The 24,145-nt window shown below is 41.5% G+C and carries 22 protein-coding genes and 2 pseudogenes; 9 read left to right on the top strand and 15 right to left on the bottom strand.

Annotation, left to right across the window (positions count from 1 at the left end):
- Positions 1-72 precede the first annotated feature (72 nt).
- The 4 genes and pseudogenes from FA584_RS03685 to FA584_RS03675 all read right to left on the bottom strand — a co-directional run bounded on the left by FA584_RS03685 (position 73) and on the right by FA584_RS03675 (position 2,820).
- Positions 73-603 carry a hypothetical protein gene (locus FA584_RS03685; RefSeq protein ID WP_167750253.1) on the bottom strand — a complete coding sequence of 177 codons (531 nt, stop codon included), beginning with the start codon at positions 601-603 and terminating at the stop codon, positions 73-75.
- A gap of 118 nt (positions 604-721) precedes the next feature.
- Positions 722-1,108, bottom strand: a complete 387-nt coding sequence (locus tag FA584_RS14875; protein ID WP_228448201.1) for a methyl-accepting chemotaxis protein — start codon at positions 1,106-1,108, stop codon at positions 722-724.
- A gap of 771 nt (positions 1,109-1,879) precedes the next feature.
- Positions 1,880-2,284 (bottom strand): annotated as a pseudogene (locus tag FA584_RS14870) (cache domain-containing protein); the annotation flags it as partial.
- A 140-nt stretch (positions 2,285-2,424) separates the two neighbouring features.
- Entirely contained in the window at positions 2,425-2,820 is a 396-nt protein-coding gene (locus tag FA584_RS03675; protein WP_087437957.1) for a PAS domain-containing protein, read from the bottom strand.
- A 147-nt stretch (positions 2,821-2,967) separates the two neighbouring features.
- Here FA584_RS03675 and FA584_RS03670 point away from each other — a divergent pair, with 147 nt between their 5' ends.
- Positions 2,968-4,119, top strand: a complete 1,152-nt coding sequence (locus FA584_RS03670) for an efflux RND transporter periplasmic adaptor subunit (protein WP_161491979.1) — start codon at positions 2,968-2,970, stop codon at positions 4,117-4,119.
- Entirely contained in the window at positions 4,119-5,039 is a 921-nt protein-coding gene (locus FA584_RS03665) for an efflux RND transporter permease subunit (RefSeq protein WP_167750251.1), read from the top strand. The genes FA584_RS03670 and FA584_RS03665 overlap by 1 nt, the downstream gene beginning before the upstream one ends.
- On the opposite strand, the gene FA584_RS03660 is transcribed toward FA584_RS03665, so the two are convergent.
- Together FA584_RS03660 and FA584_RS03655 are read right to left on the bottom strand one after the other, a co-directional pair.
- Positions 4,998-5,462, bottom strand: a complete 465-nt coding sequence (locus tag FA584_RS03660; protein ID WP_084613060.1) for a transposase family protein — start codon at positions 5,460-5,462, stop codon at positions 4,998-5,000. The genes FA584_RS03665 and FA584_RS03660 overlap by 42 nt on opposite strands.
- Positions 5,384-5,845, bottom strand: a complete 462-nt coding sequence (locus FA584_RS03655; protein WP_025343414.1) for a transposase family protein — start codon at positions 5,843-5,845, stop codon at positions 5,384-5,386. The genes FA584_RS03660 and FA584_RS03655 overlap by 79 nt, the downstream gene beginning before the upstream one ends.
- Positions 5,846-5,898: 53 nt before the next feature.
- Here FA584_RS03655 and FA584_RS03650 point away from each other — a divergent pair, with 53 nt between their 5' ends.
- The 6 genes from FA584_RS03650 to hemJ all read left to right on the top strand — a co-directional run bounded on the left by FA584_RS03650 (position 5,899) and on the right by hemJ (position 12,565).
- Complete coding sequence (locus FA584_RS03650; RefSeq protein WP_167750250.1) at positions 5,899-8,160, top strand: efflux RND transporter permease subunit; 2,262 nt, start codon at positions 5,899-5,901, stop codon at positions 8,158-8,160.
- Positions 8,157-9,557: an efflux transporter outer membrane subunit gene (locus tag FA584_RS03645; RefSeq protein ID WP_167750249.1), complete on the top strand. Its 1,401-nt coding sequence runs from the start codon at positions 8,157-8,159 to the stop codon at positions 9,555-9,557. Before FA584_RS03650 ends, FA584_RS03645 begins: the two co-directional genes overlap by 4 nt.
- A 7-nt stretch (positions 9,558-9,564) precedes the next feature.
- The gene (locus tag FA584_RS03640; RefSeq protein ID WP_167750691.1) at positions 9,565-10,605 is read left to right on the top strand and encodes an NADH:flavin oxidoreductase/NADH oxidase; all 1,041 of its coding nucleotides are present in this window, start codon (positions 9,565-9,567) and stop codon (positions 10,603-10,605) included.
- A gap of 33 nt (positions 10,606-10,638) precedes the next feature.
- On the top strand, positions 10,639-11,544 hold the full coding sequence (locus FA584_RS03635; RefSeq protein ID WP_167750248.1) for an alpha/beta hydrolase: 906 nt from the start codon (positions 10,639-10,641) through the stop codon (positions 11,542-11,544).
- Between the two features lie 139 nt (positions 11,545-11,683).
- Entirely contained in the window at positions 11,684-11,986 is a 303-nt protein-coding gene (gene cowN / locus FA584_RS03630; protein ID WP_096046012.1) for a N(2)-fixation sustaining protein CowN, read from the top strand.
- A gap of 63 nt (positions 11,987-12,049) precedes the next feature.
- Complete coding sequence (hemJ, locus tag FA584_RS03625; protein ID WP_096046011.1) at positions 12,050-12,565, top strand: protoporphyrinogen oxidase HemJ; 516 nt, start codon at positions 12,050-12,052, stop codon at positions 12,563-12,565.
- 50 nt (positions 12,566-12,615) lie between these two features.
- Here hemJ and FA584_RS14770 read toward each other — a convergent pair whose 3' ends face one another.
- The 4 genes from FA584_RS14770 to FA584_RS03605 form a co-directional block, all read right to left on the bottom strand.
- Positions 12,616-14,265 (bottom strand): diguanylate cyclase domain-containing protein, encoded by a 1,650-nt coding sequence (locus FA584_RS14770; protein WP_167750247.1) that lies wholly within the window; start codon positions 14,263-14,265, stop codon positions 12,616-12,618.
- Positions 14,266-14,422: 157 nt separating this feature from the next.
- Positions 14,423-15,637, bottom strand: a complete 1,215-nt coding sequence (locus FA584_RS03615) for a BaiN/RdsA family NAD(P)/FAD-dependent oxidoreductase (protein WP_167750246.1) — start codon at positions 15,635-15,637, stop codon at positions 14,423-14,425.
- Complete coding sequence (locus FA584_RS03610; protein WP_167750245.1) at positions 15,634-16,473, bottom strand: CvfB family protein; 840 nt, start codon at positions 16,471-16,473, stop codon at positions 15,634-15,636. Before FA584_RS03610 ends, FA584_RS03615 begins: the two co-directional genes overlap by 4 nt.
- A gap of 10 nt (positions 16,474-16,483) precedes the next feature.
- Positions 16,484-16,891 carry a DUF2721 domain-containing protein gene (locus FA584_RS03605; RefSeq protein ID WP_167750244.1) on the bottom strand — a complete coding sequence of 136 codons (408 nt, stop codon included), beginning with the start codon at positions 16,889-16,891 and terminating at the stop codon, positions 16,484-16,486.
- A gap of 115 nt (positions 16,892-17,006) precedes the next feature.
- Here FA584_RS03605 and FA584_RS03600 point away from each other — a divergent pair, with 115 nt between their 5' ends.
- Positions 17,007-19,940: a MutS-related protein gene (locus tag FA584_RS03600; protein ID WP_167750690.1), complete on the top strand. Its 2,934-nt coding sequence runs from the start codon at positions 17,007-17,009 to the stop codon at positions 19,938-19,940.
- 29 nt (positions 19,941-19,969) lie between these two features.
- Here the strand turns inward: FA584_RS03600 and FA584_RS03595 are convergent, their stop codons facing one another.
- The 5 genes and pseudogenes from FA584_RS03595 to FA584_RS03580 form a co-directional block, all read right to left on the bottom strand.
- Entirely contained in the window at positions 19,970-21,583 is a 1,614-nt protein-coding gene (locus FA584_RS03595; protein ID WP_167750243.1) for a methyl-accepting chemotaxis protein, read from the bottom strand.
- A gap of 148 nt (positions 21,584-21,731) precedes the next feature.
- Positions 21,732-22,280, bottom strand: a pseudogene (locus FA584_RS14970) (methyl-accepting chemotaxis protein); the annotation flags it as partial.
- Between the two features lie 781 nt (positions 22,281-23,061).
- On the bottom strand, positions 23,062-23,343 hold the full coding sequence (locus FA584_RS14395) for a CHASE3 domain-containing protein (protein WP_228448590.1): 282 nt from the start codon (positions 23,341-23,343) through the stop codon (positions 23,062-23,064).
- A 25-nt stretch (positions 23,344-23,368) separates the two neighbouring features.
- The gene (locus FA584_RS03585) at positions 23,369-23,920 is read right to left on the bottom strand and encodes a DJ-1 family glyoxalase III (protein ID WP_167750242.1); all 552 of its coding nucleotides are present in this window, start codon (positions 23,918-23,920) and stop codon (positions 23,369-23,371) included.
- Between the two features lie 15 nt (positions 23,921-23,935).
- The gene (locus tag FA584_RS03580; protein ID WP_167750241.1) at positions 23,936-24,145 is read right to left on the bottom strand and encodes a hypothetical protein; all 210 of its coding nucleotides are present in this window, start codon (positions 24,143-24,145) and stop codon (positions 23,936-23,938) included.

Here is a 24,145-nt window from a genome sequence, read left to right as displayed (position 1 = left end):
TGTAAGAGTTGCCTAAAAAGCTTTACATGTAAACGTTACATGTAAAGCTTTTGCCCAAGCCAAATAGGTTATTTAGGCAGATGCTGATTTAGCAGCTTCCGTTTCAAGTTCAGCCAATTGTGCTTGATAAGACGCTAATAGAGCCTCTTTTGCTTGAAGATCTTTAGCACTTTGTTCATCATTTTTAGCTGTTTTTTGCTGTGCCACGATCTCTTTTTCAAGTGCAGCAATTTTCTTTTCAAGTGCTTTGATCTGTGCATCTATTGTTGCACTACTCGTTGTTGATGACGAACCACTGGCTCCCGAAGCTGCACTTGCGCCCCCGCTTTGTGCACTGCTTGAACCACTACTTTGACTACTCGTTGATGTCGATGATGAAGAGGTATCACTGCTACTTGAGCTAGCACTGGTTGTGCTACTAGCAGCCAAAGCTTTTGCTTCATCCGAAATTTCAACGCTATCAACAGGTGTACTACTCGAAGTTTCTGTCACACTTGATACTGTCTCTTCCGTTTTAGTTGAAGAGGTAGAACTGTTACTGGAGGTATTTTGATTTTGATCTACCAGAACTTGATTGGTGTAAGATGTGTTGATGGTGCTCATGTCCATCTCCTTCATTTTATTTGCCCCATACCTAAATCGGGAAATATGGCAAAAAATGAAGGCGAGAACAAAAAGAGGGGTTACATGTAAAGATAACGTACTTTACATGTAACGTGATTTAGCCTAGTTTACTCATGATATTTAAAATATCACTGGTCTTTTCTTGAATCTCTTCCACATCGCCCGTCAAGCTATTCATCTCTTTAGCATTTGTGCTCATTTTAGCCGAGCTATCAACAATACCGCCTACGATTACACCGATGGTTGCTTGAATTTGGGTGAGTGAGTGACTTGTTTTATCGGCAAGTTCGCGAATGTTATCGGCCACAACAGCAAAACCACGACCATGCTCCCCAGCACGTGCTGCTTCAATGGCGGCATTCAGCGCTAAAAGATTGGTTTGATCGGCTATATCTCCAATCATATTTAAGATGTCATTGGCCTCTTTCGCATTTTGAGTCAGGGTACTGAGGGTTTCGGCAAGGTGTTGTTGAACCAAGCCCATTTCATGCATTGATGCCGTTGTCTTTTTAACAATTCGGTTGAGATCGCTGAGTGGTTCATTTTTGATTGTCGCCACAGAACTTGCTAGTTGGTTAGCATTTTCATGAAGTTGTGCACTCTGTTCTGCATTTTCACGAATCATTTTAGAAAGAGCACTGCCAAGCGCATTCACACCCTCAACCAACTCTTTAAGCTCCCCATTCGTTGCGATAGGAATAGGCTTGCTAAAGTCACCTTTTTGAAAATTATTCAAAGATGAGAGTGTTGCTTGCATCACTTCATTGACCTTAGCAATCATCGCATCAATTTCATACGAGAGTCGATTGGTTAAGAAGTTAGAAGAGATAAAAGAAGTTTTATTGTTCATATAGCCATTGGACATTTTAGAACAGATAATGAGCACTTCACCCACAACACGAATATCATCCAGATGTAATTTCTCAAAATCTTTAAACGTTTTATCAATGACGCTCACCGTTGAGCCTATTTCATCATCGGCATGGTCATCCAAACGTTCATCAACAAGATTCTTTTTGTTGGTCACATACAGTCCAAAATCTTCTACATACCGTTTCAATGCTGCCATTCTGCGACCAATGAGTTTTTGGCTCAAATAGCGTGAGACAAAAGAGAAAAGTATGACAACAATTAAGAGAATAATGCTGTTACGCAGGATTAAAGAGAGCAATGCATCATCCAATTTTTGCTTCTCTTTAACAACCAGAGCGTCAATATCGTCGGCATAAACACCTGTTCCTATAATCCACCCCCACGGTTTAAACCCTTCCACAAAAGAGATTTTCGCCTGCGGTGTTGTAAAACCAGGTTTTTCCCATAAATAATGCACGACACCCTTACCATTTTTAGTGACAACTTCAACCATTTCTTTAAATAAAAACTTCCCTTTAGGGTCTTTTGAACCACTCAAATCAGATCCATCTAAGGAAGATTTGATGGGGTGCATGATCATTTTAGGAGTAAAATCATTAATCCAAAAGTAACCATCTTCGCCAAAGCGCAGTTTTTTGATTGCAATTTTTGCTTTTTCTTGATAAGCACTCACCACGACAGGGTCATTTTTCTCGGGATCATTTTGCAATGCCTCATAAAACGAATTCACCACGTGATACGCAATCTTAACTTTATCGGAGAGTGCTTCGACCTTCTCTCGTGTCATGACTGCACGAACACTATCCAGTCGCTCTGAAGCATCACTTTTCATTAAAAAAGCGACAACTATTGTCGAGACAACTGCCGTCATTACCAAAGAGATGACAAGAAGTAAGGTCACTTTAAATTGTATGGATAAATGTTTCATTATTTTCCCTCACTTGCGCGCATTGCAGCATAAAGTTTTGAATATTTTTCCACCTCATCTCGACTTGCCATTTTACGAACAGAGAGATAATGATCTTTTCCAAAAGGAAAGATAGTTGCATAAACCCAATAATACTTTCCATTTTTAGTGCTATTTTTGACAAATCCTTGCCATGTATTGCCATGCTTAATGGTCTCCCAAAGCTCTTTAAATGCCGCTTTGGGCATATCAGGATGACGAATCATATTATGAGGCTGTCCAATTAACTCTTCTAAGGTATACCCAGAAAATTTGGCAAAAGTCTCATCCGCATAAACAATAACGCCTTTTGCATCCGTTTCGGAAACCAATAAAGACGTTTCATCCAGTAAAATTTCATCGCCTAAGGTTTGCATTGACATATCCTTAACATCATCTTTTGCTTGATTATAAAGGGTGTTGCATTTAAAGTTTATTAAAGCATGATCGCAAATTTTATTATTTACATATTATTAACAGCGATATGTTAAAATAGTCTTATTATAATCACACAAGGAATGCGGATGTTCTTACTTAATAAAAAGATTTTTCTTCTCGTCACGTGTCTAGCTCTTGGAACGCAAAGCTATGCAGAGGAAGCAAAGAAGCAACCTGCAGCTGCTGCCACGAATGCCCCTGCTCCAGCAGTTGATGTATTTAAAATTGCTTCGGCTAAAGAAGAAGCATTAACACTTCAATATCCTGGTAAAACACTCAGTTCTCAAAGTGTCACAATTAAGGCACGTGCCAACGGCATTTTGCTCAAAAAATTCTTTAATGAAGGTGATTTTGTTAAAGAAGGTGATGTGCTTTACAAAATTGAACCTGACACCTATGAAGCAGCGCTCAATCTTGCTAAAGCCAATGTCAATGCCTTGGATGTTCAAATGCAAAAAGCAGGGAAAGATTGGGAGCGAATTCGTGCGCTTTACGATTCTGGAGCTTCCAGCGAACAAGAAAAAGATACCGCATATTGGGCATATGAAGGGGCAAAAGCCAGTTTAGCCAGTGCCAAAGCTGCTTTACAAAATGCCACCATCAATTTAGACCGCACGACCATTAAAGCAACCATGAGTGGTATGACAGGACTGAAACAAGTCGATGTTGGTTCCCTTGTAACCGATGGAACAGCACTTGTGGATATTACACAGATCAATCCTTTACATGTAGAATTTTCCATCCCTGATATTGATATCATGAAACAAAAGTACAACATCAAAAATGGTAAATGGTCAAATCCAACAGAAGGTAAACTCAAAGCTTCTTTACAAGTTGGCGATGCCAAATTTAAAGAGATCGGTGTGGTAGATTTTTTAGACAGTTCACTCAACGCCAAAACAGGCTCACTCAAAGCTCGTGCTACCTTTAAAAATGTCGATAAAGAGCTTTTACCTAACCAATTTGTGAAAGTCAATCTTATAGGTTTGACGCGTAATAACGTTATTAAAGTACCTCAAAAAGCGGTGCTTCAAAATCCTCTTGGCACCATTGTTTTTGTCGTGGAAGATGGTAAAGCTGTTGTTAAACCTGTCAAAATGGGTGAAGCGAGCGAAAATGACTACGTTATCGAAAGTGGACTCAAAGCTGGCGATGTTGTCATCGTTAATAATTTCTTCAGAATTAAAGCTGGAGCCCCTGTCAAAGTGGATAAAGTGACTAACGAAGAGGCAAAATAATGTTCTCAAAGTTCTTTATCAATCGCCCTATTTTTGCAACCGTTGTTTCGATTGTAATTATATTGGCAGGTATTATTGCGATTAAGTCTTTGCCGGTGCAAGAGTACCCTAGCATCGCTCCGCCACAGATCATCGTCTCTGCAACCTACCCAGGAGCTGATGCGCAAACCTTAGCGACCACCGTTGCTGCTCCTTTGGAAGAGGAAATCAACGGCGTTCCAAATATGCTCTATATGACCACAACAGCATCGCCAAGTGGTAGTGTGAGCATTAGCGTCTATTTTCAAATTGGAACTGATGTTGCCCAAGCCAAAGTCGATGTCAACAACCGCGTTCAAATTGCGACCAATAAACTTCCTGAAGCGGTACGAAGACAAGGTGTTTCAACCAGAGAGCGATCACCTGATATTTTGAAAGTTTTGGCACTTACGTCTAAAGGGAATGTTCATGACACAACCTTTATCTCCAATTACGCACTGGTCAATATTGTCGATGACCTTAAGCGAATTCCAGGGGTTGGTGATGTGAGTATCTTTGGTAATAAAAACTATTCGATTCGCGCTTGGATTAACCCTGATAAATTGGCTACCTATGAGCTCACAACTGCCGAAGTTGTCAATGCCATTAAAAGTCAAAATGAACAGTATGCCGCAGGTCAAATCGGACAAGAACCGATGGAGAAAGAGCCTACGTTTACCTATACTGTCAAAACCGATGGCAGACTTAAAAATGCAACCGAATTTGAAAATATTATCCTTAAGTCTAATGCGGATGGCTCATCGTTAAAACTCAAAGATGTTGCCCGTGTTGAATTGGGTGTTGAAGCTTACTATTTTGGTGGTATCTACAACAATAATCCAATAGACATCTTGCAAAACTCATTTGTATTCCACAGCAAAACCACGGTCAAAGTTGATTAATCCACATATCAAATTAAAGCGTAGATTGAATCGTTTTCTTCTGTTTCTGTATTTTTGGGTGAGTATCTGAAATGTTTTGATTTTAGCATTCACATGTTCAACACATATTCTAGCACTTGCTTTTTGTCTGTTTTCCTCTTTTTGCTCCTCACTCAAAGGATGAAGTTTGGAGGCTTTATGGGGAATTTGACAATGGCTATGTTCTTTGGCAATACCCAGATATCCCAAATCAACATAAACACAGGTCTTGGGCATCAAGGGGAGATTAGATTCTTGAAACAGTCTAAAATCATGTGTCGTACCTTTAGCGGTATGCACACACATAATCCTCTCCTCTTTATCAATCACAATCTGTCCTTTAAGGGTATGACGCTTTTGCTTACCTGAGTAGTACTCTCTTTGCTTTTTTTGGGTCTTTGACAAGGCGTTTCTGTCGCATCAATGACAACAAAAGAGAGGGCAACATCACTTTTATAGAGTTCTCTCTTGCTTGGCAATGAAAATCTACCAGACTTAATCAACACTTCTTCTACTTCACATACAATCCTTGAAGCCGTTGATTCACTCACACCATAATCAAATCCAATATGTTCAAGGGTGCGATACTCACGATAATAGCCAAGCATCAAAAGTACTTTATTTTCTGGTGAAAGAGATCTCCTCCCTCCTACACCTAATCCTTTTTTACGATTCTCATCGTATTGCCTAAACACCTCTATCATTGCGTTAAATGTCTCTTCATTAACGCCAATATGGCGCTTAAAATCTTTGGGTTTATGCTTTTGCATTTGTTCATATTTTTTCATGCCTCTTGCCAAGCATTTTTAGTGCCTTTTATTTGAGTTTTGCAAGATGTCTAATGATTCCTATAGGTATCTTTTTAGCCTCAGGCGCAAATGCATTGGAAGTCTCTGATCTGCTCGATAAAAAACTGGCTGAAATTTCAACCAATTTTCCAGCGGATCTTCAAATCAATACGGCGTATGATCCTACCACCTTTGTAAGAGAATCCATCCATGAGGTTATTTTTACCCTACTTCTTTCCATTGCCCTCGTTGTAGGTATCATCTACCTCTTTTTAGGAAATCTTCGAGCAACGTTTATCCCTGTCCTTGCCATTCCAGTTTCCATCGTTGGAACCTTTGCAGGCTTTTATGCCGCAGGCTTTTCAATCAACCTGTTAACACTCTTTGGTCTAACCTTAGCGATTGGTTTGGTTGTTGATGATGCGATTGTTGTTATCGAAAATGTCGAGAGAATTTTAAGGGATGAAGAAGATTTAAGCGTTAAAGATGCAACCATTAAAGCAATGCGTGAGATCACCAATCCTGTTATCGCCATCGTAATGGTTCTGTGTGCCGTTTTTATTCCTGCTGCCTTTATGGGTGGATTTAGTGGCATGATGTACAAGCAATTTGCGATGACCGTTATTATCTCTGTTACCATTTCGGGTATCGTGGCATTGACACTAACACCGGCTTTATGTGCTCTTTTATTGCGTAAACATGAGAGTGAACCTTTTTGGCTCATCCAAAAATTTAATGCACTTTTTGAAGTAGGCACAAAACTTTTTTCCACAGGTGTACGTAAAACCATTCGCTTTGGCATCATGAATGTGGCTGTTTTTGGTGTAATGATTTTTGCAATCTACCTGATTACAACACGTATTCCAACAGGGTTAGTTCCTAACGAAGATAAAGGGATTATCTTAGTCATCAACAACCTTATGCCAGGTGCTTCTTTAGGTCGTACTCAAAAGGTTAGCCAAGAGGTCAGTAATTTTGCATTTACAAATCCCAATGTGGAACGTGTTGGCGCAATGTCGGGAATTGACTTCATTACCGGCGCGTATAAAACCGATGCAGGTATTAGCTTTGTACGTCTCAAAGATTGGGATCAACGTCCTCGTGCGGATCAAACATCCCAAGCCATCGCTGGTCAAATGATGATGGGGCTTTTTCAAAATAAAGAGGCAATGCTCATTCCTGTGACACCCCCTCCTATTATGGGTATGAGTACCACGGGTGGCTTTGAAATGTACATTCAAGATCGTACAGGCTCTGATATCCAAGTGCTCGATAGTTACGTGAAAACGATCATTGAAAAAGCAAGTGCTCGTAAAGAACTTGCGGCCATGCGTACAACACTCAATACCAATGTACCGCAATTTCTTATCAATGTTGATAATGAAAAAGCTAAATCTTTAGGGGTGGATGTCGCTGATATTTTTACAACGATTCAAGCAACGTTTGGTAATACCTATACCAACGACTTTAACCTCTTTGGTCGAACCTATCATGTCAATGTTCAATCGGAAAGCACCTTTCGAGAAGGCACCGAAAACTACAATGATATTTTTGTCAAATCCAGTGAAGGAAGACTCGTCCCAATTAGTTCATTGGCAAGTATTAAACGCATTGTAGGTCCATCGGTTGTCCAAAAATTCAACATGTTTCAAGCCGCACAAATTTCAGGTCAACCTGCCCCTGGATACAGTTCAGGTGATGCATTACGCATTATTGAAGAGGTGGCAAAAGAGGTTCTGCCTAATGGCTATACCATTGCATGGGCAGGAACATCCTACCAAGAGAAACAGCTTGAAAAAAGTGGAAATACTGCCTTTATTTATGCCATCATCTTTGTTTTCTTAATTTTGGCTGCCCTTTATGAAAGCTGGACGATTCCGTTTGCCATTGTACTTGCTGTTCCCTTTGCACTCTTTGGTGCTGCCCTTGCAGTCTATTTTAGAGATTTACAAAACGATATTTACTTCCAAGTCGGTCTTGTAACGCTGGTTGGATTATCGTCTAAAAATGCCATTTTGATGGTTGAATTTGCAATACAAAAAATGCATGAAGGCTATAATCTCTTAGATGCAACGATTGAAGGTGCACGTATTCGTTTCCGACCGATCGTTATGACTTCTTTTGCTTTTATTGCAGGAACACTCCCCCTTGCCTTAAGCACAGGTGCGGGAGCCAATAGCCGCCATATTATTGGAACAACCGTTGTGGGTGGTATGATTACATTGACCTTGATCGGTACTTTCTTTGTACCGCTCTTTTTCTACCTCATTATGAAGACTAAAGAGAAAATTGATTCAAAAAGGAGTCATTCATGACTCGTAGTATTACCCTTTTATCCTTTGTCACGATCCTCTTTTTGGGTGGATGTTCACTCTCTCCTGAGCTGAATGTTCCGAAAGTGGATCTTCCCCAAACGACGCAAGAAGCTTTACATGTAAACAAAGAGTGGTGGAAACAATTTAATGATGCGAAACTCAATGCTCTTGTGGATGAAGCACTTCTCGGCAGTGATGATCTTAAACTCTCCGCTTTAAAAGTCATTAAAGCTCGCCAAGCTTACGGGCTCAGCACAGACAATGAGTTTCCAACACTCAGTGCCAATGCGGGTGATACACGTATGAAAACTAGTAATGAAGCCTATAGCACAAAAGGTAAGGGAGCTACGTACTCAGACTTTACACTTGGGCTAGGGCTTGCTTACGAAGTTGATTTTTGGGGACGACTCTCTAATCAGAGCGAATCTAACTGGTCACTTTACTTAGCCACACAAGCTTCACGCGAAACCGTTCGCAATGCACTCATTCACGATGTAATCAGTGCGTATTTTAACCTAGCTTCACTCCAAGCGCGTATGGCTATTTTAGAAAAAACTGCACAGTCGTATAAAGAGAGCTATGAATTTAGATCAAAACAGCAAAAAGTGGGAACGATTAGTGATGTCTTGGCTAATCAAGCGCTTGCTCAATATAACAACGTTAAAGCCTCTCAAAACAGCTTAATGGAGAGTTATAAACTCCAACAAAGTGCTTTAACGATTTTATTGGGCAAAAACCCACAAGCACTTTTTGAAGATAAAAACTCAGAAGCAAGCTTACCCAATGCACTCACGATACCTGCAGGCGTACCTTCCACACTGATGGAAAATCGCCCCGATATTCAAGAAGCACTGGAAAATCTTAGAAGTAAAAATGCACTTATTGGTGTTGAAAAAGCCGCCTATTTTCCAACCATTAGTCTCACAGGAGGTTACGGTCAAGAGAGTGATGATCTAAGCAACATCCTTAAATCAACGGCCAATCGCTGGAGCTTTGGACCAAGCCTCAGCGTACCTATTTTTGATTTTGGGCGTATTAAACAACGTGTTGCTATCTCCGAAACCGATTTGCAATCTTCGCTTGTAAGCTATGAACAAAGTGTCAAGAAAGCTTACAAAGAGGTACATGATGCACTGGCAAAAGAGAACTTAGCCCAAAGTAGACTTTCCTTCCAAGAAGAAGAGCTGAAAGCCTATCAAAAAGTGCTAGACCTCTCTACCAAACGATTCAATCAAGGTGTTGCTAACCAACTTGAAGTCTTAGATGCCCAAAAAGGCGTTCTTTCTGCTTCTTTAAATGTTGTTGCAACCAAACAATACTTACTAACCTCACAAGCAGAACTTTTCAAAGCACTCGGTGGTGGATGGCAAGAGAGTGAACTTTTGACAACCAAATAAAGGAGTGATAGTGAGCCTACTTTTAAGTCCGTATGAAGAAAATGGAATTTTTCTTAAGAACAGAGTGGTCATGCCACCGATGTGCATGTACAAAGCCGAAAGTGACGGAGAAGTCACCCCTTTTCATCTTGTCCATTATACGACACGCGCCATGGGAGGCGTGGGATTGATTATCGTTGAAGCCACAGCAGTCGAAGCCCGTGGCAGAATCAGCGAAGCTGATCTAGGACTTTGGGATGATGCCCAAGTACCAGGACATCAACAACTGGTTCACCTCTGCCATGAATACGGTGCAAAAATGGGCATACAACTCGCTCACGCAGGACGTAAAAGCCTTTGTGCTTCTTCAACGCCTGTAGCACCAAGTCCACTGGCATTTAGTGAAAGCAATGGCTATAAGCTTCCACATGAGCTCAGTCTTGCAGAACTAGAAGGGATTAAAAAACATTTTGTTCAAGCTGCCCTTCGTGCCACCTATGCTGGGTATGAGTTTCTTGAGTTGCATGCTGCACATGGTTATTTGCTCTGTGAATTTTTATCGCCTCTGACCAATCAACGCACCGACCAATACGGTGGCAGTGTGGAAAACCGTTGTGCGTTTGTCATCGAAGTTGCTCAAGCTATTTTGGATGCAACGGAAACAGTACCTCTCTTTGTACGTATTAGTGCCGATGAATGGATGGAAAAGGGTTGGAATATTGAAGAAAGCATCTATCTTGCCAAAAAGCTTCAAAGTATGGGTGTTGCGATGATTCACGTCTCAGCAGGCGGTAATAATGAAGCGCAAAACATGCCACCACTTGTACCACTTGTACCACTTTACCAAGCTGCGTATGCCAAAGTCATTCGTGAAAGCGTAGGAATTCCGACGATTGCTGTGGGACTCATTACCACCGCAGCAGAGGGAGAAAAGCTTTTGCAAGGAGGCTTTTGTGATTTGGTGGCTTACGGTAGAGAACTGTTACGCAATCCTAATTTTGTTTTTTATGCCGCTAAAGAAGAAGGTAAAAAAGCACTCATTGAGCCTTCCTATGTAAGAGCCTTTTAATTTTACATGTAATTCATTTGTAAGGAGTTGTCGATGATCAAAAACGTATGGTTTATACTTCTTTTTCTTGTCGTATTCCAAAGCTTACAGGCTGGTATTTTGCGCGATCATTTGGGATTAGGAGATGACGAAGAGGAAAAAGAGGCTCGCTTTTCCAAAGAGATACGGCTCATCGCCAATGTCAGTTATGGAAACAATGCCAAAGAGCGTTTCGATGTCTATACTCCTTTACATGTAAACACCTCAACCCTTGCGCCAGTTATCTTTATGGTGCACGGAGGTGCATGGAAAATTGGCGACAAGAAGATGCAAAATGTAGTGGAAAACAAAGTGAATTATTGGGTTGCTAAAGGCTACATTGTTATCTCTACCAATTATAAACTTCTCCCCGAAGCGCCAGTGAGTGAGCAACTCAATGACGTCGCTAAAGCACTAGGATTTGCTCAAGCCCAAAGTGCTTCTTGGGGTGGAGATAAAACTAAATTTATTGTTATGGGACACTCGGCGGGTGCGCATATCATCGCGCTTATTGCCTCTTCAAATAGTTTATATCCTACGTACTCGATTACCCCTCCCATTGCTGCTGTTTTTCTTGACAGTGCCGTGATGGACACACCAGCCCTTATGAGTGCCAAACATATGCGCTTGTATGACCCTGCTTTTGGAACAAACCCTGTCTATTGGCAAAGTCTCTCACCGTACCATCAACTTACAACAAAACGGATGCCTCTTCTTGCCGTTTGCTCGACCAAACGTGAAGATTCTTGCCCACAAGCTGAAAAATTTTTAACCAAAGCGACAACATTGGGAACAAAAACCTTATTATTGAAAGAAAATATGAGCCACCGAGAAATCAACAAACTTTTAGGTGAAGAGGTCATGTATACCAAAGCAGTCGATGACTTTTTAAACCAGAGCTTAGAAGCGGCATTGCATTAAAAATCAAACTTCTTTGTTCTTTTAATATGCGCCATATGCGATTTATTTAAAACTTATAAATAAATTAAAAATATCATATGTTAAAAAGATGTAAGCTTATGGAACACAACATGCATAAAGCTTTTAAAAAGGCTACATCATGGAAGAAGTACGCGATCGTTACGTGAGCTTTCATAATATTGACTGCTACGAAAATGCAACCCATGTGTTAGATGCCATGTACGAACTTTTTGAGCTTCGTCCTGAAGCAAAAAATGATTTATGGATTCGTTTTGAAACACTCATTCCTAAAGATTATAAAGCTGTTTTTGCCAAGCATGATTCAAAAGATATTCTTTACCATATTTGCTCTCATGTTTTTTATCTTTCAGCGCTTTTTGAAGAGTATGCGTTTGAAAAAGGCATCGAGTTGATGGAAAAAGCCGAAATGGAGTGTTGTTAAAAATCCTACAAAAAACCATGTTGACTTGCTATAATTGCACCAAGATTTTTGCAGGAGCAGAAGATGGCTTATTATAGTTGGATTTTAACTTTTCACGTTATGGCGTTTATGTCATGGATGGCAATGCTTTTTTATCTCCCGCGTCTTTTTGTTTACCATGTGGAACACTCTCATAAGAGTGAATTTGTTGAAGTCGTCAAAATTCAAGAGTACAAAGTCTACAAATACATCGGTCTACCTGCTTTTTGGGCAACCCTTTTAAGTGGTGCCGCCATGCTTATAGTGAACCCTATTTTATTTGAAACGGGCGAATGGCTGTATGCAAAACTTGTTGTGGTCGCTCTAATGACAGCGTATTCATTTTCATTAGAGTATTTTAGAGTACAACTTGAGAACGATGAATGCAAACGTAGTGGCAAGTTTTTTCGCGCCTACAATGAAGTTCCAACGCTTCTTTCTATTTTGATTGTCGCGTACGTTGTGGTTAAAACGTTTTCATTACTCTTTACCGCCATTATCATTGCTTTTTTTGCCTTTGTCATCTACATGATTTTTCAACAACCAGAGCATAAAGAGTAATTTTCTTTTTATTGCTCACATACCTTTACATGTAAACGATAAAGAGCCTCTTATTGTAAAGGTGGTAAGTTAACTGAAGAAGGCATTATGTTATTGCTGGTTCTATTTTTAGTTTTGTACATTTTGGTATCGGCCTCTACCATTAAATCATCAAGCAAGCTCTCTTTATTGCCTATAGCCATACCTATAGAGACTCCCAAATACCGTCTATTCCCTTTTAGTATGACTGGCTCTTTTAACGCTTCTGTACACTTTGATACCACCAAACTAGCAGCGCTCGTTGCACAAGATAGATCACCATCAAGGTCACTCAGCAAAATCACAAATTCATCGCCTCCAATTCTTGCCAACGTATCACTCGTGCGTATCAGCGATGAAAAACGTTTTGCCACTTCCATCAGTGCTTCATCTCCTGCATTATGACCCAAAGAGTCATTGATCGCCTTAAAGCCATCTAAATCCATAAAAAGCAATGCTAATCGTGTATTATTTCTCGCACATCGTGCTAATGCTTGCTCCAACCTATCAACCATCAAAAAACGATTGGGAAGCTTTGTCAGATAGTCATAGTGCGCTATTTCTTTAAGCTCTTTTTGACTCTCTAACAGCATCGCCATCAGTCGATTGAAGGCCGCGGTTAAATAACCAACTTCATCCATTCGTTTAATTGGCAATGGTTTAAGAGGTACTTCTCCTAGCGACATCTTATCAGCCAAAGAAGCAGACGTTCGCAAAGGTCTAAAAAAGAAAAATAAAAATGCAAAAAGTATGCTAGGGACAATGATAAGACTTGCTGCATGTGCTTGAATAAGGGTTGTTTTAATATTTTCTTCCATAGCGAAAGCTTCTTTGGTTTGAATACGAGAAACGACAAACCAATCTGTGTTTGGAACAGATGTCATTGCCGATAATTCTTCCAGTCCATGTGCATTAATCGTGATTCCACTCCCTCTAAAACCTGCTATTGCCTTGTCATGTAAAAGGTTTTTCCCTCGTTTGGGTGTAGGTTTTAGTATGAGTTCTTTTTGCGTAGCAGCAATAAAAATTTGTTTTTTTGCATCCACCAGCAAAAACCCACCTGTCAGTCCAATATGACCATTAAGAACACGGTCAAAAAAACCTGGGGTATCAAAATTGGTCATCCCCACCATAATTGCACATATATTTCCTAAATTATCCTTGATAGGTACAGAGAGCGGAAGAACAGGCACTTTTGAAATCGTACTCACAATCGGTGTTCCAATGACAAACGCTTGTGTCATTGCCTGCTTAAAAAAATCGTCCTCTGCATAAGCTTTTTCACCTTCGTTGATTTCAGTACCATTTCCAGCGATGAGCGTCCCCTCTTTATTTAAAACAAACAAAGCACCTGAAAAAACGGGGTTTAATTCTTCTCGCTCCGTAAGCCATTTTTTGAGTGCCTTTGGATCTTCGAGCAGTGAAGGAGGTAGTAAAGAAGCGAGTTTCGTCAGAAAACTTTTTCGAACGTCTAAGTTATGCGTGACATCTTGAGCTCCCTCGTCGGCAAGTGCTTCTAGATGAATAGAAAGAACTTTGAAAAGATGCGTATGGATGGTCTGAAAGGAGAGATAATACCGTGTGAATCCCCCTATAATGATGATCATAAATGCAAACAAAATGACGCGAGTAAGAATACTATTTTTAATTTTGCTCAAACGATCGTCTTTCAATGTAAACAAAGTACCTCTTTTGTCTATAGTGAGTGCAATGATTCACTTTAATTATAATGAAAATGTAACTTTAAGTGCTGTATTGTACTTGTCTATACCTTAAGAGACAAAGAAGAAAAGAAGCTACTTTTTGCAATTGAGTATAAATAATAGTGTATTAAAAAATCTAAAGACTCTGCCCCACAAGATACCCCGAAGCCCATGCAAAATGAAGGTTGAAGCCCCCACAATCGCCATCAATGTCCAACACTTCGCCACAGAAATAGAGATTTGGAATCTTCTTTGACATCAAATTCTTAGCGTCTAGTTCTCTTACATCCACACCACCTGCGCACACTTCGGCACTTTCAAACCCTTTGGTTGCCTTTACATGTAAACGTAACGACTTCAACGCAAAGAGTATTTTTTTCATCTCTTTGGCACCAAGCGATGATGCGTCCTTTAGGGAAGTGAGTTTTTCACGCTGAAGGATAAAAAGTGCCAATTTTTTAGGAATGATTCCCTCTAGCCACAAAGAGAGTGACTTCCCTTTGGCGAAAGAGAGCCTTTTTTGAAGCAGTGAAGCGAGCGCTTCGCGACTGAGATTGGGGAGAAGATCGAGGACAACATGCACCGTTTCGCCATCCACAAACGCTTTAGACGCCTTGCGACTGACCTCTAAAATGGCCGAACCGGAAAGTCCATACGTGGTAAAAAGCAGATCGCCCTGCACACTTTGGCATTTTTGATTGTCGATGTAAAGATCCACCCCTGCATCCATCTTGACGCCACTCGCCTCTTTCAGAAAAGGCTCATCGCTGATCAACTGAACCAACGAAGGATACGGCTCGATGACGCTGTGACCCAAGCTTTTCGCAAAGTCGTACCCACTCCCCGAACTCCCAAGCGTGGGCATTGCGACACTTCCTGTGGCAATCACACAGGCATCAAAAATATGCGTTTGTGCGTTTACATGTAACATAAATTCCGCATCTTTTTTCTCGATTTTTGTCACTTCGCTTTCCAGCAAAACGTTTACATGTAAAGATCGCGCTTCGTGGATGAGCAGATCGACAACACTGGACGCTTGATGGCTCATCGGGTAAAGTCTGCCCTCTTCGCCTTCACGCATTTCCAGTCCTAATGCGCGAAAATACGCTTTACATGTAAAGGTGTCAAAACGCCTGAGTGCCTCTTTGGCAAAGCTCGGTGATTCGCCATGGTAACGCGTGATGTTGATCTTTTCATTGGAGATATTGCATCTGCCATTGCCCGTAGCAAGGATTTTGCGACCGACTTTGCTGTTCTTTTCAAAGAGCGTTACTTGGTGACCTTTACGCGCCGCTTCAATGGCACATACAAGACCTGAGGCTCCCGCTCCGATGATAGCAACACGACTCATAAAAGACGCATTCCCTCATCGTTCACTTCGAGTTTTTTCGCATCAATCAGTTTGGTGAGGGCACGTTTATACGCCTTACGGCTGAGCCCAAAACGCTGTGAAATCTGCTCAGGTGTGCTCTTGTAATTCATCTCACATGCCCCACCCGTTGCACTTAAAATCTCAACAATCTTAGCCGCAGCGACTTCATCGCTTTTATCGCCAATGGGTTGTAAAATGATGTCCAGTTTTCCATCTTTGCGAAGGGTTTTAATATACCCTACTTTTTCATCACCCACTTCGATGTTTTCAAAAATTTCACTGTGAAAAATAAGCCCGTCGTACAGGTTGTTTACGATCACTTTAAAGCCAAGAGGCGTTTTTTCACGCACCAAGAGTTTAACCTCTTGTTTGAGTTTGAGTGCGCTCAAATCTTTTTTCAAAAAGTCGTTGTACTTTTGTGTCCCAATAATACGTCCGGTCTCATCATCCAAACTGACCTGTACGATCACCTTCATCCCCACGTAAAATGGAAACTTTTGAAGCGCTTTGGGTACGAGCAAATCTTTGGGCAAGCCCCAGTCTAAAAAAGCGCCAAAAGGAGTGACATCGACCACTTCAAAACAGGCAAATTCATCGAGCATGGCTTTGGGAAACGTGGTACTCGCCACAATACGATCTTCGGAGTCAAAATAGACAAAAACGTCGATTTCATCGCCCTCTTTCATCGCAAAAGTGACGTATTGATTGGGAAGAAGGACTTCATCCTCATCTTTACAGATTAGGTAAACGCCATTGTCCGTATAGCGATTGATCTTAAGACGGTTTTTTTCACCCACAAGGAGGTATTGATTCATAATGACTTCTTTATTTTTTTATTTTACATCGATCATTCATATCGCTGAGTTCCATATTCAAGGCATGCGTGGAGATCATGACTTCCCAAAGGGAGATAAAAAGCGACACACACATGGCAATAAGACTGAGTCCAAAAATTTGTTTCCCGATGCCAAAAAGTCCTAGGAAAAGTTCAAACATAGAGAGAGTGCAAAGAAGAATGGAGAGAACTCCAAAAAACTGCATCCATTTGGTCAATTCCAAACGGTGTTTTAAACTTTGAATTTGCTTGTACTCTTCACAATTTTCTCTCTCTTGCGATTGACGATGAAGCATACGAACCAGTTGTGCGACTGCTAGAAAACGGTTGGTATAGGCAAGCAAAAGGAGTGAAACGGCGGGAAATAAAAGTGCGGGCGTTGAAATTTCAATGTCCATGGTTATCCTTTACATTAAGTGCTTTTATTGTACCTTAAAACGGCTTTTATCAAACCAAACTTTATGCTTCCGTGCGCTATAATCTAACCAATTTACAGAGGTGGAAACGACACGAATGCTTGAAAATATTGCTCAAATGCTCTGCTCAAAAGAGAGACTACTCACTGAAATTTACTTCGATCTTCAGCTCTTTTTTGAATCAAAATATGGCAAAAACACGATTGTTTTTATGGAAATTGGCTCTTTTTTTGAAACCTACGAAGTCAACAACGAAACCCACCAAATCGGCAAAGCCAAAGAAGTGAGTGAGCTTTTAAACATCCAACTCACCCGAAAAAACAAATCCATTTTAGAAAATTCACTCCAAAATCCCCTTCTTGCAGGCATCCCCTCTGTTTCGCTGGATCGCTACCTCAACCGTCTGGTTCAAAGTAAAAAATACACCATCGTTTTGGTACGCCAAAAGGGCGAGCCACCGCATGTCAAACGTTACATCTCCAACATCATCAGCCCCGGAACGAACTTTGATTATCTCATCGAATCCAGTGAAAACTACCTCGTCTCTTTGCTGATCGACTGCAATCACCAGATCTATTCTGTTGGCTACAGCGCGATTGATGTCACCACCGGTAAGACGATGATCAACGAAGTGCATGGCACGAGAGAAGATAAAACCTACGCACTAGACGAGATTTTTAACCTTTTACAGACCTATAAAACCAGCGAAATTGTGCTCACGTTTAACACGGAGAGCATCGATAAAGAGTGGGTGCAAAACTACCTTGAAATTACACCGAGTGTCGTACACTGCATCAACAAAGAGCGCCTAAAAGTGAGCTATCAAAACGAGCTTTTTGGACGCATTTACGCCATTCGCTCTCTGCTTTCTCCGATCGAGTACCTTGACATCGAACGCTACCCGTATGCGAGCGAATCGTTGGCGATTTTATGCGATTTTATCATCGAACACGATGCTAATATCATTGAGAAGATGAGCCGCCCCATTTTGCTGGGGAACAGTCGTTACCTCTACATCGGCAACAACGCACTCGAACAGCTCGACATCATCTCCAAAAACCCTTCGGAGATGACCCTTTTAACCCTCATTGACCAGACCTCAACGGCCATCGGAAAACGACTGTTAAAAGAGCGTTTACTCAATCCCATTTGTGATCTCAAAACCTTAAATGAGCGTTTTGATTTAAGTGCTCAACTCATCAACGATTATAAAAAATTTGAAATTGCACTCAAGCAAGTCTACGATTTGGAACGCATTTTAAGGCGGATTGCGCTTAAAAAGTTGCACCCATTGGAGCTGGATTACCTCGGCACATCACTGGAAGCAATTTTAGGCATTCTCAAAGCAGCAGAGCTTAAAAAAGTGCCCATTCCCAAAGAGCTTTTTGATGAAAGTGAAGCGCTTCTTTTGATGCTAAAAAGCACGTTTGTGCTGGATATTTGTGCGAAATTTCGTAAAGATCAAATCAACGAAAACCTGTTTCAAAGAGGTATTTTCCCCCAAATCGATAAAATTGAGCAGAGTAAACAGGAGCGTTTTAGTGCCCTAGAGCACATCGCAAGCCATATCGAAGCGCTCTTTGAAGAGAGCAACCGCTCCACGCTCAGTATCGAATGGTTGGAAAGCGAAGGACACTACATCACGATGAGTAAAAACCGTTTTGCACTCATTGAAGACAAACTGATGCAAAGCTTCATCACCATTGGCGAGCAACACTATTTTTTCAAAGATTTCAGTTACAAACATCTCAAAAACAGCGTGAAGATTTCAGCCTCACTGATTGAGGAGATTTCCCAAGAGATTACGCTCAGTAACCTTCAGATGATTGCGCTCGTGAAACAGCGCTACGATGAGATACTGGAAAAAATCGAGACGCATTATGCGTTGACATTAGAGCACCTCATCTCGTTTGTGGGAACGCTGGATGTCGCTCTGAGTAACGCCAAATGCGCCATTTTATACAACTACGTCAGACCTGAACTTCTTCCTATGCAAGAGAAAGGGCGTTTTATTGAAGCCATTGGGCTTCGTCATCCGCTCATCGAATCGCGCGAAGAGAATGGCATCTACATCCCCAACGATCTTTTCTTAGGCCATAGCACGCCAGAGATCACGCACGATCACGTCACGCTTGAAGCGTGCAGTACTGATGATGTGCAAGGCATTTTGCTCTATGGCATCAACTCCAGCGGTAAATCCTCGCTCATGAAAAGCCTTGGCATTGCGGTCATTATGGCGCAAGCAGGCTTTTTTGTACCGTGTGCAAGTCTGCGGTTTCATCTGTTCGATAAAATCTTTACACGCATCATCAGCCATGACAATCTCTACAAAGGGCTCTCCACCTTTACCGTTGAGATGTTGGAGCTCAAAAATATCTTTAACCGCGCTACAGAGTTTTCACTTGTTCTGGGTGATGAGATCAGCCATGGAACGGAGACCGAATCGGCGTTGGCGATTGTGGCGAGTAGCGTCATCAAAATGCACTCTCTTGGCTCTTTCTTTGTCTTTGCTACGCACTTACACCAACTAAATCGCCTTTCACTCATTTCGGAGCTTAAAAAGGTGATTTACCTGCATTTAGGTGTGAGTTATGATGAAGAGAGCGACAAACTCTTGTACAACCGCAAACTGGAAATTGGAAGCGGAAGTTCACTGTACGGTTTGGAGTTTGCCAAGTCGTTGCATATGGATCCAACCTTCATTAAAACCGCGTATGACATTCGAAGAAGCCTTGCGGGAGAACTGGTTGACGTAGAGCTTTTAAAGCAGAAAAAACGCAGTAAATACAACAAAAACCTCTACCTTGCCAAGTGTGCGCTGTGCGATGAATACGTTGATGAAGTGCATCACATCAAAGCGCAAGAGTGTGCGGATGAGCACGGCAACATCGACCACTTTCACCAAAACCACCGCTATAATCTCATCCCATTGTGTGCCAAGCATCATAAACTGGTGCATGAGGGGAAGATCGTCATTAGCGGTTTTGTGATGGGCAGTGACGGTTTAAAACTCCACTACGAAGAGAAGTAAAGAGTATTTCTACTCTTTACATGTAAAGTTTACGCGGTTTTAAACTGGGAGAGCGTGCTACTGAGTGAACCTGCTAGCTTGGAGAGATGTTCAGCCGCAGAGGCGATCTCTTCGACACTTCTCGCATTTGAGCTTGAGAGTTCATTAATCGTGCTAATTTTTTCAATAACTGCACTTTGAATCAATTTAACATTGGAATCGGCTTTGTTAACCACTTCGTCCGTCGCTTCAACGCTTTGTGCCAGCATCGCCACTGCATCACTCGTTTGAGTCGTTACTTTGGTGGAAAATTCCGTTAACTCATGGATGCGTTTCGCATTGCCATTCATCTCGCCGCTGATATCGCCGATGGATTGAACGATGACATTTACCGTTGCGTTGGTATCCACCAAACTTTTCTGGGTTCGCTCCGCCAATTTTCGCACTTCATCGGCAACGACGGCAAATCCACGTCCATGTTCTCCCGCACGCGCGGCTTCAATCGCGGCATTGAGTGCTAGTAAGTTCGTTTGATCGGCAATATCACCAATCACATCTAAAACAGATCGTACCTGTTGAGCCTCTTCAGAAAGGTGGTTAAGGCGCTCATTGATGGTAGCTTCCGCGTGTGCGGTTTGGTTGAGTTGCGCGATGGTCTCTTCGAGCAAATCTTGGGCAATAGTAAAGCTCTTTTGAGCATTGCCAGTGACATCTTTGACTTTTTTGGCTTGGCTACTGGCTTCATCCATCTGTGATGAAACGATCCCCGCATCGCTTGTTGTTTGAAAGACGATAGCAGACTCCTCTTCGGCACGCTTACCAATTTGCAAACTGGTACTAGAGAGCTCCTCAGCCACAGAAGCATTTTCAATAGCATTGCTTTTTGCATTTGAAATGGCATTTTTGAGTTCCGCCAAAAGCGTATTGACAGCATGGGTAATGCCACTAATCTCATCGTGACTACCAGTTTCTATTTTCAGACTTAAATCTTTCGTATGAATTATCGCATCACAGCTTTTTTTCGCACGCTCTACAGAAGATTGTATCGATGAATTGATGATAAAAAAGATGATCAGCACTACGATAATAACCACGATCAGTAGTGTAATCGACGTTAGTTTAGCCGTATCAAGTTTTTCAAAATTGACTGTTTTAATCTGATCATGAATATCTTTAAGCTGTACCAATAATGGATTAAATATTTCGCCACTCTCTTTGGCTATGCGTTCCAGCATCTCATAATCAGCCTTATGGTCTACCTCAAAAGAGGGCTCATGCACTTTTTTCCCATATTTTTTCCAAAGTGCCATGCGCTGTTCGTCAAGAGCATACCACGCCTCAAGACCTTTTTTAATGGTGATCACTTTTTCTTGATTGGTTTTCAAAAGCAACTGCCCAGAGAGCGTCTCCATTTTTTTAACAGCGTCTTCATAATGCTCTTTATACCTATCAAGATTTTTTTGTTGAAAATAAATTTGATAATTCCATTGCTCTAACCGCATTTGTAAAATATGTTCTTCTATCTCGCTCGTCCCCGCCAAGCGCATCGCTGCCACTTTTCCAACACTAGACAAATGGTTTAGTTCGTAACCTAAAATACCAAAACTGGTAAGCAATACGACCAAAAGAAGTATCAGTTTACTTTTAATTGTTGAAATTGACATTATTATCCTTTAATAAAATAGTATGCAATAATATATTTTATTCACTTAATTCATTCTTAGTATTATTAGTTTTGTTTTATAGGAAGACAGTGTAGTCACTTATACCTCTTAGATTTTGCAAAGAGGTATAAGCTTTACATGTAAAAGGTTACGCGGTTTTAAATTGTGCTAACGTGAGGCTCAAACTCTCCGATAAACGTGCCAAATGTTCAGCGGCAGCAGCGATCTCTTCGACACTTCTTGCATTGGAACTTGAAAGGCTATTGATCGCTTCGATTTTATGAATGACGGCGGTATTGATACGCTTAACATTGTTTTCTGCTTTTGCAACAACACCATCGGCAGCATGAGCGCTTTCATCGAGCAAACTGACCGCATCACCCGTTTGTGTACTGACTTTAACGGAGAACGCGCCCAAATCATGAATACGCTTTGCATTATGATTCATTTGCCCACAAATATCTTGAATAGACTGAACAATCACATTGATCGTTGCATTGGTCTCCACCAAGCTCTTTTGGGTTCGCTCCGCCAACTTGCGCACTTCATCCGCCACGACAGCAAATCCACGCCCATGCTCCCCTGCCCTTGCCGCTTCTATTGCAGCATTCAGTGCTAAAAGATTGGTCTGCTCTGCAATATCGCTAATGACATCCAACACACTCTTCACTTGATCGGTATCCTGTGAGAGCTGATTGAGACGCGCGTTAATGTCTGATTCTGCATGAACCGTATCATCCAGTTGTGCAATCGTTTCGTTCAACAAATTTTGCGCCAACAAAAGGCTCTTTTGCGCGGTATAAATCGTCTCTTTAACACGGGTTACATCGGCACTCGTGCGTTCAATTTCTAAAGCAACCGTTTCGGCTTCCTTGGTAGTCTCTTTTACCACATTAGCTTCCTCTTCCGCGCGTTTACCAATCTCTAGGCTGGTACTGGAAAGCTCTTCCGCCACCGAAGCATTTTCAGCCGCATTATCTTTGGCTTGCGCAATCGCCGTCGCTATTTCATTCAAAAGAGCATTGACCGTTTGCATGGTTTCGCTAATCTCGTCATGGCTGGAAATTTGCAGTGACATATTGAGCGCTTTGCTCTGACGCATCTGTTCGCATTTGCTTTGAGCTTCAGCAACAGAGCGGTGAATACTTCGCGCAATCATCATAAATGCAACAGATACAACCATTAAAATAATGACTAGCGCAATTTTATTGACCCACTCATCCGTATCTAAACGTGCGAAATTTGTTTTTTCAACACTTTTCGTTAGGGACTGTAACTGTTCCACTAAGGTATCAAAATGTACGGCACTCTCTTGCGTTAAGGTGTTAAGTGTTGCGTGTTCTGCTGGATGGTATTGCTCAAACGTTGGGTCGTTGACCCCTTTACCATACTGTGCTAAAATCTTCACACGTGGCACATTCATGGTATGCCACTCTTCAAAATTCTTTTTAATGGCTGCTATTTTTTCTTGATTGACTTTACTTAAAAAAAATGGTTGCCAGCTTGTCAATAGTTTGCGATGATTTTTGATAACTTTGCTCATAGTGTTCGAGCATTTTTGGATTGCCCAAAAGCTGAAAACCTCGAAGATCCATCATGCACGTCAAGACATCAGCTTCAAGACGTTGAAGCGCCTGAAAACGCACCGCAACACCTTTTGCATCGGAGCCCATCTTAATGGTATCAAAACCAATAATACCAAAACCAACACATAAAATGACAAATAAAAAAATGAGTTTAACTTTAATTTTCGACAACATACCACAATCTCCTATTTTGTGCCTACTATGACACTATCAATAAATCTTTGGCTAACGCATCCGCTACATTTTTAGAGCACAACTGTTCCACGAGTGAGAGTGCAAATAGCATGGCGGTGCTAGGCCCTTGCGATGTTGTTACATTGTCTTCTTTGATCACTTTAGCGTTTGCGGTGTACCCTTCTTCGCCAATTTTAGCCTGAAATCCTGGGTAACACGTGTAGGTATTTTTAAGCACGCCCGCCGTTTTAAGCGCATAAGGAGCGGCACAAATAGCGGCTATCGCTTTGCCTTTGGCATCAAATGCTTTTAGGAGTGCTTGGGTCGTTTTATCGGCGGCTAAATTGGTCGCTCCGGGGAGTCCTCCAGGAAGCGCTATCATATCAAAACTGTTTCCATCTAACTCTTTTAAAAGTGCGTCTGCTACGACGGTAACACCGTGTGCTCCTTTTACATGTAAAGATTCTAAGCCTGCCATCACCGCCTCAATCCCTGCGCGTCTTAAAATATCGACAATACTCAAGGCTTCGATCTCTTCAAATCCCTCCGCCAAAGGGACAATCACTTTTTTACTCATTTTGAACTCCTTGTTTTAAACTTTAAAATAGTGTAACTGGTCGTTGAGTTTTTGCGTCACGCTGTGCAGATGTTCTGCCGCTGAAGCAATCTCTTCGATGTCTCTTGCATTGCTTGATGTGATATGGTTGATCTCATTAATCTCATCGACAATCGTTTTGATCTCACTGCCGGTCTCTTCCGAAGTACGGGTGGCTAAAGCGACCACGTTAATGGCATTGCCCAT

Source organism: Sulfurospirillum diekertiae, from assembly GCF_011769985.2.
Taxonomy (GTDB): domain Bacteria; phylum Campylobacterota; class Campylobacteria; order Campylobacterales; family Sulfurospirillaceae; genus Sulfurospirillum; species Sulfurospirillum diekertiae.
The sequence above is the reverse complement of the archived record's forward strand: the minus strand, read 5'-3'. Positions and strand labels throughout refer to the sequence as shown.